Source organism: Paraburkholderia heleia NBRC 101817, assembly GCF_000739775.1.
Classification (GTDB): domain Bacteria; phylum Pseudomonadota; class Gammaproteobacteria; order Burkholderiales; family Burkholderiaceae; genus Paraburkholderia; species Paraburkholderia heleia.
Genome location: NZ_BBJH01000006.1, coordinates 342,929 through 355,184, shown reverse-complemented (window position 1 = coordinate 355,184; position 12,256 = coordinate 342,929). Strand labels below are relative to the sequence as shown.

The 12,256-nt window shown below is 66.6% G+C and carries 11 protein-coding genes; 1 reads left to right on the top strand and 10 read right to left on the bottom strand.

Annotated features, from left to right (window positions below; all coding sequences use genetic code 11):
• Positions 1 to 103: 103 nt before the first annotated feature.
• The 7 genes from BHE01S_RS07185 to BHE01S_RS07155 form a co-directional block, all read right to left on the bottom strand.
• Positions 104 to 1,018, bottom strand: a complete 915-nt coding sequence (locus tag BHE01S_RS07185) for a dihydrodipicolinate synthase family protein (RefSeq protein WP_157025175.1) — start codon at positions 1,016 to 1,018, stop codon at positions 104 to 106.
• 179 nt (positions 1,019 to 1,197) lie between these two features.
• On the bottom strand, positions 1,198 to 1,980 hold the full coding sequence (locus BHE01S_RS07180; protein ID WP_042262019.1) for an AraC family transcriptional regulator: 783 nt from the start codon (positions 1,978 to 1,980) through the stop codon (positions 1,198 to 1,200).
• Positions 1,981 to 2,070: 90 nt separating this feature from the next.
• Positions 2,071 to 3,339, bottom strand: coding sequence for an FAD-dependent oxidoreductase (locus tag BHE01S_RS07175; RefSeq protein ID WP_245639659.1), 1,269 nt, complete (start codon positions 3,337 to 3,339; stop codon positions 2,071 to 2,073).
• Positions 3,336 to 3,611: a 2Fe-2S iron-sulfur cluster-binding protein gene (locus BHE01S_RS07170; protein ID WP_042262015.1), complete on the bottom strand. Its 276-nt coding sequence runs from the start codon at positions 3,609 to 3,611 to the stop codon at positions 3,336 to 3,338. Before BHE01S_RS07170 ends, BHE01S_RS07175 begins: the two co-directional genes overlap by 4 nt.
• Positions 3,604 to 4,779 carry an NAD(P)/FAD-dependent oxidoreductase gene (locus BHE01S_RS07165; protein ID WP_245639658.1) on the bottom strand — a complete coding sequence of 392 codons (1,176 nt, stop codon included), beginning with the start codon at positions 4,777 to 4,779 and terminating at the stop codon, positions 3,604 to 3,606. Before BHE01S_RS07165 ends, BHE01S_RS07170 begins: the two co-directional genes overlap by 8 nt.
• Complete coding sequence (locus BHE01S_RS07160; protein WP_042262169.1) at positions 4,761 to 5,711, bottom strand: 4-hydroxyproline epimerase; 951 nt, start codon at positions 5,709 to 5,711, stop codon at positions 4,761 to 4,763. Before BHE01S_RS07160 ends, BHE01S_RS07165 begins: the two co-directional genes overlap by 19 nt.
• 123 nt (positions 5,712 to 5,834) lie before the next feature.
• Entirely contained in the window at positions 5,835 to 6,542 is a 708-nt protein-coding gene (locus BHE01S_RS07155; protein ID WP_084068642.1) for a TetR/AcrR family transcriptional regulator, read from the bottom strand.
• Positions 6,543 to 6,606: 64 nt separating this feature from the next.
• Here BHE01S_RS07155 and shc point away from each other — a divergent pair, with 64 nt between their 5' ends.
• Positions 6,607 to 8,643 (top strand): squalene--hopene cyclase, encoded by a 2,037-nt coding sequence (gene shc / locus BHE01S_RS07150; RefSeq protein WP_042262012.1) that lies wholly within the window; start codon positions 6,607 to 6,609, stop codon positions 8,641 to 8,643.
• Between the two features lie 36 nt (positions 8,644 to 8,679).
• Here shc and BHE01S_RS07145 read toward each other — a convergent pair whose 3' ends face one another.
• The 3 genes from BHE01S_RS07145 to BHE01S_RS07135 form a co-directional block, all read right to left on the bottom strand.
• Positions 8,680 to 10,359 (bottom strand): purple acid phosphatase family protein, encoded by a 1,680-nt coding sequence (locus BHE01S_RS07145; protein WP_042262009.1) that lies wholly within the window; start codon positions 10,357 to 10,359, stop codon positions 8,680 to 8,682.
• Positions 10,360 to 10,588: 229 nt separating this feature from the next.
• A complete protein-coding gene (locus BHE01S_RS07140) occupies positions 10,589 to 11,761 on the bottom strand; it encodes a porin (protein ID WP_042262007.1) in 1,173 nt (390 codons plus the stop codon).
• A 187-nt stretch (positions 11,762 to 11,948) separates the two neighbouring features.
• Positions 11,949 to 12,245: a YciI family protein gene (locus BHE01S_RS07135; RefSeq protein WP_042262004.1), complete on the bottom strand. Its 297-nt coding sequence runs from the start codon at positions 12,243 to 12,245 to the stop codon at positions 11,949 to 11,951.
• Positions 12,246 to 12,256: the final 11 nt, after the last annotated feature.

The window sequence follows — 12,256 nt, the reverse complement described above, 5'->3', positions numbered from 1 at the left end:
CCCGGCTTAACCGGTGCTTAAGCGGCACGACGAGAGGGAGCAGGGCAGTCAGTCGCGCAGGATTCGAACGAAGATTGCGAGAGGCGCGCTGGGTTCGTAACCCTTACAGACCGACGTCCGGCAGGGCGGGGCGTGTGGCGAGCGCCTTCTCGACCACCGCCTTCACATGCGCGAGCGCTTCGCCTTCGAGCGCCAGGCGCGGCGGGCGCGTGATCGCGCTGCCGCGGCCCACCAGCTCCTCGCACAGCTTGATGCACTGCACGAGGTCGGGGCGCGCGTCGAGATGCAGCAGCGGCATGAACCAGCGGTAGAGCGCGAGCGCTTCATCAAAGCGCTTTTGTTTCGCGAGACGAAAGAGCGTTTCGCCTTCCTTCGGGAAGACGTTCGACATGCCCGACACCCAGCCTTGCGCGCCCACGGCCACGCTTTCGACCAATACGTCGTCGAGGCCCGCGAACAGCACGAAGCGGTCGCCCACGGCGTTGCGCAGATCGATGAAGCGGCGCGTATCGCCCGACGAATCCTTGAAGCAGACGATATTTTCGCAATCCTGAAGAGCGATCAGGATGTCGGGCGTGACGTCGTTCTTGTAGATCGGCGGATTGTTGTAGACCATCACCGGCACGTCGGTGCTGGAAGCCACGGCGCGGAAATGCGCCGCCGTTTCGTGCGGCTTCGAGGAATACACGAGCGCCGGCATGACCATCACGCCGTCCACGCCCACGCGCGCCGCTTCCTTCACGGTTTGGCGCGCGAACTCGGTGGTGAATTCGGCGACGCCCGCGATCACCGGCACCTTGCCGCCTGCCGCGTCGCGCGCGGCCTCGATCACCGCGAGTTTTTCATGCGTGGCGAGCGAGGTGTTTTCGCCGACGGTGCCGCACACCACGAGGCCCGACACGCCGTCCTTGACGAGATGGCTCACCACCCGGTGCGTGGCGTCGATGTCGACTGAGAAGTCCGCCTTGAACTGCGTGCTGACGGCGGGAAACACCCCGCTCCACTGGATAGCGCTCACTGTGACTCACTCCTTGAATGCGTAGCGGCTCGCGCCGGTACCTGTTGAATATGAGTGGAGTATCGCTGTCCAATTCGTTTGACGCTTGGGGCCTTTCGCGCTTCAGAAAGACGAAATCTGCATAGTCCGCCACTTCGTTCAGCGGCCCGGGGACAACCCTTGGCACGCTGTCACGAGGCTCACGTGCCCGGCCTTTGCGCGCTTTCCGGCGTTTGCAGCAACGCGCGATACTGGCTTGGCGTGACGCCCACCGTGGCCTTGAATTGCCGCGTGAACGCGCTGTGATCGTTATAGCCGCACTGCGCGGCGATGTCGGTGATGCTCAGGTCGCTCGCGAGCAGCACCGAGGCGGCGTCCAGACGCGTTTTCAGCAGCATCTGGCGCGGCGTGAGGTGAAAGATCTTGTGGAAATACCGCTCGATCTGCGCCACCGACATGTTGATGAGCTTCGCCAGATGCGCGAGCTTGAGCGGCTGCGCATAGTTGTCCTGGATGTACTTCGCGGCGACCGCGAGCCGCTGGTAAGCGGGGTGCGTACCTTCGGCGGCCTGCAGGTCGCGCGAAATGCCCGCCACGCCCAGCACGCGGCCATGCGCGTCGTGCAGCGGGACTTTCGAGGTAAGACACCAGCCCGGCTGCCGGCCCGGGTACAGATGCAGTTCGAGCTGGTCGATGAGACTGCTGTCGAGCCGCACCACGGCCTGGTCCTGCGCGGTATAGCTGTGGCCGAAGCGCGAGGGAAAGACCTGCTCGGCCGTCCTGCCGAGCAGCGCGCTTTTTTTCTTGAAGCCGCAGCGCGCGGCGAGCGTGGTGTTCGCGATCACGTAGCGCGCCTCGTGATCCTTCACGAAGAACACCACGTCGGGCATGGCGTCGAACAGCGGTTCGAGCATGGTGAAATGCGCGACCATCTGTGCAAACGTGGCGTTTTCGAGGGCGGCGGGCAGGACCAGTTCGGGCATCGCGAGGCGCCTGGGGCGGGATCGGCGGAAATCACCATTGTGCCGATTTGCGCACGCCCGCGCATCTGTAACAAAAAAATGCGTATAGCGCTATTCCGTCGTTTGTGCGTGCAGCAAGGTGTCGATGCGCGCGGGCGAGAACGGCGGGCGCTGGCCGTTTTGCGGCCAGCCGAAGCAGAACGCCGCTGCGTCGCCGCAAATCCTGCCCTGGCAGGGACCCATGCCGCAGCGTGTTTGCAGCTTGGCGTCGCGCCACGACGTGTGCCGTGCAACGTCGCGAAAGGCGACGTCCTCGCAACGGCAAAACACGGTGTCGGGCTGCGGGAGCGCCCGCAACGCGGGTGAGAGTTCGAACGCCGCATGCAGGCGCATGGCGAAACGGCGGTAACGCTCGCGCCCGGCGAACAGGTGCCGGGCGTTCGTGTCGTCCCCGAGCGCGGCATGTGCCGCGATGCGTCCTTCCACCGCCGCGAGTTCCATGCCGCCCACGCCCGTGCATTCGCCCGCCGCATAAATGGCTTCGGCGGAGGTCTGCTGCCATTCGTTCACGGCGATGGCGGGAGAACCCGCATGAGTTTCGAGGCGGCAACCCAGCGCCGCGCCAAGGTTTGCATTCGGCACGAGGCCATAGGCGCACGCGATCCGGTCGCAATCGACCAGCACTTCGTCGTTGCCGCGCCGCACGCGCGCCTGCGTCACGCGCGTCGTGCCGATCGCGTCGGCAATATACGCATCGCACCAGTAAGGCGTGGCGCGCAGATCGAAGCGCATGCGCAACGCCTGTGCGAGTTTCGCGGGCGTATGGACGAGACCTGCCGCGAAGCGGCGCACCGCCTGGGGCGACGCCTGCTCGACGATAGCGGCGATCGTAGCGCCATGCTGGCGCGCGGTGACGGCGGCGGCCCACAGCAACGGCCCGCTGCCCGCGATGACGATGCGTTCGCCGCGCACGGGCATCCCGCCTTTGATGAGCGCCTGCAAGCCTCCCGCGCCCGTGATGCCCGGCAAGGTCCAGCCAGGATAGGGCAGGAAGCGCTCGCGCGCACCCGCGGCGACGATGAGCTTGCCATAAGCGAGGGTGAGCGCACGGTCGGGGCTCTGGGCAAGCAGTTGCCGCCCGGGAAGCGCCTGCACGATGCGGGTTGCGCTGAGCAGCGTGATGTTGCTGCGCGCCGCGAGGGCGTCGAGCATGGCGCGCGCGGGGCCAGTTGCGCGACGACCGGGGCCCTGACGCCAGATCTGGCCGCCAGGCAGCGCATTGTCATCGACGATGCCGACGCTTGCGCCCGCCTGTGCGGCGGTGTGCGCGGCGTTCAATCCGGCGGGTCCGGCGCCGATGATCAGGATATCGAATTTCACGGCGCTGCATTCCCGGTGACGACCTTCATGCCCGCGACGCAGACCGTCTGGCATGCAAGTCGATGCGGCACGCCGTCGATGGTGACGCGGCATTCCTGGCAGATGCCCATGCCGCACAACGGCCCGCGCAGCGCGCCGTTCACCGAACGCCGCGTGACGGGCGCGGCGCGCTCTGCCTGTGCGGCGATGGCGACAGCTGCAGCAACCGAGCTGCCCGGCGCGACGCCCACCTTGCGCCCATCGATCGTCACCGTCGTATTGGATTCAGGCATGCAAGGTCCCCTCGGCAGCGAAGCGGGCAGGGAGATACGGCGTCGCGTCGATATCGGCGTCGCGTCCGAGCATCTGCGCGGCAATCAGCTTCGCGGTGCCGAGTGCCGTGGTCACGCCGAGGCCCTCGTGTCCGGTGGCGAGCCATGTGGACCGATGGCTGCCTTCATCGGCAAACGAGGCCGCCGGACCGATCAGCGGCATGCCGTCGCTCGACGCGGGGCGAAATCCCGTCCATGCGCGAATTGCATTGAGCGCGGGCAGTTGCGGCAGATATTCGGCGGCGCGGCGCAGCATGCGCGCGAGAATTGCCGGTTCGACGGCGGGGTCCGTGCTGTCGAACTGGCGCGACGAGCCGATCAGCATTTGCCCGGTCGGCCGCGGCTGCACGTTGAACGCCACCGAGGTGCCGCTCGCGTTGTGTGCGCTCTTGATGTAGCCGAGTTCGAGGATCTGATGGCGAATCGTGCCGGGATAGCGGTCGGTAATGAGCAGGTGTCCTTTTTTCGCCTGGAGCGGCAGGCGCGGCAGCAAGCCGAGCGCCTGCAGGCCGTTCGCGATCAGGACCGCGTCTGTGCCGACGACTTCGCCATCGGCAAGATGCACGCCCGTGCGATCGATGCGCGCGACCTGCGTTTGCGTGCGGCAGGTCAAGCGGCCGCTAACGGGCTGCTCGAGCAGCCATGCTGCTACGGCAGGCGCGTAAACCACCGCGTCGTTCTCGACGATCATGCCGCCTGCGAGGCCTTTGCGCAGACCCGGTTCCGCTTCGCGAAGCTGGCGCGCGTCGAGCATCGAGCACGCCACGCGCTGGCGTTGCAGCGCCTGCTGACGCGTTTGCGCTAGCGTCAGTTCTTCTTCGTCGGCGGCGACCCAGAGCGTGCCGCAGCGCAGGAACGCATGGCGCTCGTCGAGACGCGGCGCAAGCGCGTGCCACAGCCCCAGCGACCACGCACTCAGCGCGAATTCGGCGGGCGTGTCGTCCATCACGACGAGGTGACCCATGCCGGCAGCCGTCACGCCGCCGCCCGCACCGGCGCGCTCGATGACGAGGACGTCCAGGCCCTGCGCCGCGAGTTCGTGCGCGCATGCGGCGCCCACGATGCCCGCGCCGATCACGACGACATCGTGTTGACGGCTCGAACCCTGCGTCACGCGGGAATGCCCCACGCGAACGGATCGTCGTCGGCGAAAATCAGTTTGGACTCCGCGCTAATGTGCGCGCTGCCGCGTATGCTCGGGCGCACATGGCCGGCGGGGAGTTCGGGCGTGATTGCATAGCATGCTTCGAACACGCTGCCGATGATGCTTTCCTGGCGCCACCGCACGCCGGGCGCGAGCGTGCCGTCCGCGGCGAGGCACGCGACCTTGGCGCTTGTGCCGGTGCCGCACGGCGAGCGGTCGTAGGCCTTGCCGGGACACAGCACGAAATTGCGGCTGTCGATGCCCGCGACGTCCGAGTGCGCGAACAGTTCGATATGGTCGATCAGCGCGCCGTCCGCGCCGGTAATGCCATTCGCCTCGAGCGCCTGGCGCATGGCCCACGTGGCTTCGGTGAGCGCTTCGACGTTGCGCGCTTCGAGCGTCAGGTTGTGATCGGCGACGAGGAAGAACCAGTTGCCGCCCCAGGCGATGTCGCCGTGCACGCGGCCATAGCCGGGCACGTCGAGCGGCACGGCCTGGCGGTAGCGATACGCGGGCACGTTGCGCACGGTGACGCTGCCGTCGGCGTGCAGTTCGGCTTCGACGTTGCCCACCGGCGTTTCGATGCGATGCACGCCGGGCGCGATGCGCCCGAGATGCGCGAGCGACGCGATCAGGCCGATGGTGCCGTGCCCGCACATGCCGAGAAAGCCGACGTTGTTGAAGAAGATCACGCCGGCGGAACAGGACGGATCATGCGGCTCGCACAGCAGCGCGCCGACCAGCACGTCCGAGCCGCGCGGCTCGTTGACGACGCCCGCGCGCACGCGGTCGAAGTCGCGACGGAAAACGGCGAGGCGTTCGGCGAGCGGGCCGCGGCCCAGCTCGGGGCCGCCGGCGATCACGAGGCGCGTAGGCTCGCCGCCCGTGTGGGAGTCGATAACGGTCAGGGTTTTCATGCAGACAATCGTAGGCCGCCCCATTTTGGCCGTCTTGCTCGAACGGCCCATGCGCGGTGACGATTTCGGCATAGTGCGCCGGGCGTCAAGGCACGACGCTCCGGGGGAACGCTGGCGCGCGCTTTAGTCTTTCCCGAGCGCCAGTTGCTCCAGCTGGCGCACCACTTCGGCGCGCAGGCGCGTCGGCATGTTCTGGTAGCCCAGCAGGTCGGAGATCCACAGGCCGTCCGCCGCGAGCCGGCAGATCATGAGCCGGGCGGCGGCTTCGGGCGGCAGCGGGTCGGGGCGCGTCCACTTTCGCATGGGCGCGGCGTAGCGCTCGCGAATCGCGGGGTCGGTCATCATCGCGGCCACCAGCACGCGCAGGACATTGGTGCTGGCGGCGGGGCTCGTTTCGTCGATCGTGGTGCGCAGGTAGGCGCGCGCGGCGGCGCCATGTTTCGGCGCGCCTTGCGCCACGCCTTCGTCGATACGCGTGTGCATCTGCTGCTCGAAGCGCATGAGCGTCTGCTCGAAGAGCGCATCGAGCAAGCCCTGCTTGTTGGCGAAGTGATACTGCAGCGCGCCCTTGGTCACGCCCGCGCGTTCGGCCACGGCGTCGAGCGTCACGGCGGGCACGCCTTGATCGGTGGCGATATCGGAAGCCGCTTGCAGCAACTGCGCGCGCACCTGGGCCGGGGCTTTCTTGCGGCGCGTGCCGGCGGCAGGCGCCGCGTCCTTGCGCGCAGAACGGGGCTTCGGGGCCGAAGAGGCCGGCGGTGCCGCTGCGTCAGCCGCCTTCGCGCTGCGCCTTGTCGCGCGCGCGGGCGCCTTGACGGAGGAGTCTTTCATGGCGGCGATCATACCATTGCCGACGTCGCTGCTAAACATTCCGTACGGATGGTATGATCCGCCGATGAAAAATTCCAACCCGCCTTTTACCGCCTCCACAGCCGCCATGGCGGCGCTCGATGCCTCGATCATTCGCGGCCGCGAGGCGCTCGTGCGGCAGCAGGACGCCGATGGAAGCTGGTGCTTCGAACTCGAATCGGATGCCACGATCACCGCGGAATACATCCTCATGATGCATTTCATGGGCAAGATCGACGTGGTGCGCCAGGAGAAGATGGCGCGCTATCTGCGCGCCATTCAGCGTTTGCAAACGCACGGCGCATGGGATCTCTACATGGATGGCGCGCCCGATGTCTCGTGCAGCGTGAAGGCGTACTTCGCGCTGAAGGCGGCGGGCGACTCCGAAAAGGCGCCGCACATGGTGCGTGCCCGGGAGCGCATTCTGAAGCTCGGCGGCGCGGCGAAATCCAATGTGTTCACGCGCATTCTGCTCGCCACCTTCGGACAGGTACCGTGGCGCGCCACGCCGTTCATGCCGGTGGAGTTCGTGCTGTTCCCGAAGTGGGTGCCCATTTCGATGTACAAGGTCGCCTACTGGGCGCGCACGACCATGGTGCCGCTGCTCGCGCTCTGCTCGCTGAAGGCGCGCGCGGCCAATCCGCATGACGTATCGATTGCCGAACTGTTCGTTACGCCCCCCGACGAGGAGCGCGAATATTTTGCGCGCGGCAAGGGTATCCGCCGGTTCTTTCTCGCGGCTGACCGTGCGCTGCGCCATATCGAGCCGCTGCTGCCGCGCGCGCTGCGCCAGCGCGCCATGAAGTACGCCGAGGCCTGGTGCGCCGAGCGCATGAACGGCGAGGACGGCATGGGCGGTATTTTTCCGCCTATTGTCTACAGCTACCAGATGATGCAGGTGCTTGGGTATCCTGAGGATCATCCGTTGCGCCGCGATTGCGAGAGTGCGCTGGAAAAGCTGCTCGTCGAGCGCCCGGACGGCAGCGTGTATTGCCAGCCCTGTCTCTCGCCGGTGTGGGATACGGCGTGGAGCACGATGGCGCTCGAGCAGGCGCGCGCGGCCGTGCACGCCGATCCGGCGTCGGCCGCTATCGGCGACGAGGCACTGCAGCAGCGTATTGCGTGCGCGTACGACTGGCTCGCCGGGCGTCAAGTGGAAGACGTGCGCGGCGACTGGATCGAGAACGCGCAGCCCGATACGCCGCCCGGCGGCTGGGCCTTTCAGTATGAGAACCCGTACTATCCCGACATCGACGATACGGCCGTGGTTGCCGCCATGCTCCATCGGCGCGGCCGCGGGCAGGCGCGCAAGACAGGCGTGGACCCGTATGCGGCGCGTGTCGCGCGCTCGCTCGACTGGATGCGCGGCCTGCAATCGCGCAACGGCGGCTTCGGCGCCTTCGACGCCGATTGCGACCGCCTCTATCTGAACGCGATTCCCTTCGCGGATCATGGCGCCTTGCTCGACCCGCCAACCGAAGACGTATCGGGCCGCGTGCTCCTGTGCTTCGGCGTGACGGGCCGCGCCGAAGACAAGGCAGCGCTCGCGCGCGCCATCGAGTACGTGAAGGCCGCCCAGCAAGCCGACGGCAGCTGGTGGGGCCGCTGGGGTACCAACTACATCTACGGCACGTGGAGCGTGCTGGCGGGCCTCGCGCTCGCAGGCGAGGACCCGGGGCAGCCGTACATCGCACGCGCGCTCGCGTGGCTGCGCACACGCCAGCATGCCGATGGCGGCTGGGGCGAGACCAACGACAGCTATCTCGACCCGCGCCTTGCCGGCACCAACGGCGGCGAAAGCGCATCGAACTTCACCGCGTGGGCGCTGCTCGCGCAAATGGCGTTCGGCGACTGGGAGTCCGAGTCGGTTCGGCGCGGCGTGGCGTATCTGCTATCCGTGCAGCAGGAAGACGGGTTCTGGTGGCATCGCTCGCACAATGCGCCCGGGTTCCCGCGTATCTATTACCTCAAGTATCACGGGTACACGGCGTATTTCCCGCTGTGGGCGCTGTCGCGCTACCGGCGGCTGGCTGGCGATGCGGTCGTGGCGCGGGAAGTGGAAGAAGCCGCGCTGGCAGATTGATCTGGACGCGGGGCGCGAGCGCCCCGCGCGGTCCGCTTACCGTGACTTCTCCAGCGTAATCGTTTCGAACAACTCATAATTGCCGGTCGGCGTTTGATCGGCGCCGGGCGCGTGATAGTAGTTCATCGTGATCGTCGTCTTGCCGCCGTGCGTGCCGGGATCGACGTCGAACACCGCAATGCCATAGCCCGTGCCCGTATCGCGCTGCGCCGACCAGATCGCGTCTTCGAGCGCGTCCGCCGTGGGGCGCGCGAAGGTGCCCGCGGTCGCGCCCGGCACCGGATGGTTGGGCTTCGTGAACACCTGGGCCTGCGGATTGCCGTTGCCGGCGTCCACGCCATACACGTCGAGCGGCGCGCTCGTACCGCCGCCGCCCAGGATCAGGTGGATCGTGCCGTGGCTCGTGTCGTAGGTGTTGCCCATGCCCTGGGCATGCGTGACGGGGCGCGGCTGAAGCGTGTCGACGCTCGCGCCGGTTTTCGCATCGACGCCCGCATGATGATTGCAGCCGCGCACCGGGTAGCTGCGCTCGTAGTCGTGGTCGTGGCCGCATACCACGAGGTCCACGCCATAGCGGTCGAACAGCGGCAGCCACGCCTCGCGAATGCCCTTGTCCGAGCCGTTGCCCGTTTTCGACGAACTGAGCGCGTCCTGGTGCATCTGCACCACGATCCAGTCGATGTCGTCGTCGTCCTTTGCCTGCTTCAGCGTTTGCTCGAGCCAGCGCGTCTGCACGCCTTTGCTGTAGCCGCGCACGTAGAACGAGGTGCCCGGTTGAACCGGCGCGTTGCCCGTGCTCGCGGCAGGCACGAGCGGCGAGGGACCGGCCACGAACGCGGCGGCATCCTGGTAGACCACGTCATCGGCGTCAAGCGAGACGAACAGCACGTTGCTCACGCGGAAGCGGTACCAGCGGCCCGAAAACTGCGTGCCGTTATGGGGCAGCGTATAGCGCGTGAGATACGAATTCAGGCCCTGCGGGCCGTTGTAGAACTCGATCTCGTGATTGCCGGGGCACGGCATCCACGGACGATTCGCCGACGAAGTCTGGTTGTTGTTGCCGAAGTCGCGCCACACATCGGTCTGGTGCGCGGGATTCAGGTTCGCGTAGCATAGGTCGCCATTGAGCAGATGAAAGAGCGGCTGGAAGCGCTCCACGGCCTCGACGGCAAAGCGGCTTTGCGCAGACGACAGCACCCAGCCCGTGTTCGGCGTGGCGAGGTCGCCGTAGCTCGTGAAGCGGAACTTGGCGCGCCCGCGCGGGGCCGTGGTGAAGCTCGACGAAAACGGGCTGCTGGCATGGCTGTCGTTATCGGCGGTGACTTCGTAGCGGTAGGTCGTCGCCGGGTCCAGAGCGTGCAGCCGGGCGTGATACGTGAAGACGACGCCGCCGGTCAGCCCGTCGGTATAGGTGCGTTGCACGGCGTGCACCGTCTCGCGTTTGCCGCGATCGGCGCTGTAGATCACGCGCGGATTCGTGGACGAGGCGAGCGATGCCCACGAGACGACGACTTCGCGTGTCGGGTCTTCGCCCCAGGTGAGGTGGATCTGCTCGGGTGTGCCGTCGGGGGTGGCGGCGTCGGCTTTCGCGCTGCCCGCGAAAGCGCTGGCCGCGCTCGCGAAGCCGGACGCGCCGGCAAGCTTGAGGAAGCCGCGGCGCGAGACACTGGCGCCGCTTTCGGTGGATGCATTCTCGGGGATGTCTTTATTCGTCATGTCGTCTCGCCTGGGGAGCAGAAGGCGAAGCCTGCGCTGGCGGACTTGCATGACTGACGCGCGCGGGCGCAAGCATCGCAGGGGGAGTGTCTGCGCAACGATGGCTTGCTTGCATGACCTGGCGATGACACCGCCCTTGTTTTACGCAGCATGGCGGGCCGCGTTTCTATCGCGCGGCCCGCCGTTACGCCGCTGTTACCGCGCTTACCCTTACCCGTTAAGCATGGGCTTAGAACTTCAGGCGCATGCCTGCCGCGACGACCGCTTGCGTATTGCTGGACGAAGCCGCGAGGTTGTAGATCGACGCATTGCCGAGCACCGGAATGCCCTGGGCGCCCGAAACGCGCTGGTAGACGCCTTCGAGATAGACGTCGGTGCGTCGGCTCAGCGCATAGTCGGCCTGCAGCATGAACTGGTTCCAGTGCGGCGACGCGTTGCCTTGCGCGCGGCTCACCGAGCCGTCCGTATACGTATAGGCGCCGCCCAGGCTCAGTTGCGGCGTGAGCGCGTAACGGCCGTTCACTTCGAAGTTATTGAACGTCAGGTAGTCGGCATCGAATGCATTGAGCGAACCGCCCTGGGCGATCTGCGTGGGCTCGGCGACCATCGTGCGCGTGAACACGAGGCCCACCTTCGCCGGCCCGATCGTATAGCTGCCGCCCGCGCCGAGCGTGCGCGTGCGTGCCGCGACGAACATCGGATCGTTGTCGGTACCGCTGCCGGCGCTCAATGCGCCGTTCGTGGTCGAGCCGGGCTCGTTGCCCTGGAAGTACGCCACGGCCAGGTTGATCGGGCCGCCGGTCCACGAAGCGCCCATCGTGTAGGCGTTATTGTTCGAGAAGCCGCCGCCCTGGTTGCTGAACGCGTAGGCGCCTTCCACCTGGAAGCCCGCGTAGGTCGCGCTGCGGAACTTGACGGCGTTGTTCATGCGCACGTCGTTGTTGAGGTTGTCGTTGTCGAACGGGTGCATCGCGATGTTGCCGCCGAAGCCGGAGCCCGTAGCCGACATGGGCGCGATCATGTCCACGAGCGCGTCGTACTGGCGCCCGAGCGTGAGCGCGCCGTACTGGTCGCTGGAGAGGCCTACCCACGCTTGCCGGCCGAACAGATAACCGCCGTTGGAGCCCTTGCCGCTGACGACCGAGAAGCCGTTCTCGAGGTCGAAGATCGCCTTGAGCCCGCCGCCCAGGTCTTCCGTGCCACGCAGGCCCCAGCGGCTCGTGCTCACGTTGCCGGACTGCATGCCCCACGTCGTGCCATGACCCGTGGACGACTTCTGATTGCTGACGTAGTCGAGGCCCGCATCGACCGTGCCGTAGAGCGTAACGCTGCTTTGTGCGTGAGCGCTCGTGCAGGCGGCGGCTGCCGCGAGCGCGAGGAGGTTCAACAACGCTTTTTTCATTTCGGTTCCGTAGAGAAGGAGAATTCTTCGTGTGTGGCGGAACCGGAAATTTAGGCGAGGGCGATTACGCAAACGTGTCGAAAATGGCCCGAAAAATGAAACTTCCTTTAGGTATTTGATACGTTCAGTTCATGGGAAAGGCCGGTCGCGGCAGGGGGTGTCCGGCGCCACTGCAGGCGCATCGCGCCTACAGGTAGGAGGTTCCGTCGATGTAGGCCTTGCGCCAGCGAATGATCTTCACGCTCTCGAACAGCCCGGCATGCGTGAACGGATCCTGCGCGATGAAGCGCTCGGCTTCCTCGCGCGTTTCGAGGTCGACGATATAGATGCCGCCGCCCGCGCTGCTGCCGTCGTCGTTGAGTTTCGCGCCGCAGGCCAGCAATAGCGCCTTGTTGCGCGCGAGAAATTCCAGATGCGCATCGCGCTCGCGTGCGCGCACCTCGGCATGACCGGGCTTGTCGAACGTTTCGATGAGAAAAGGCATGGCGCGTGCCT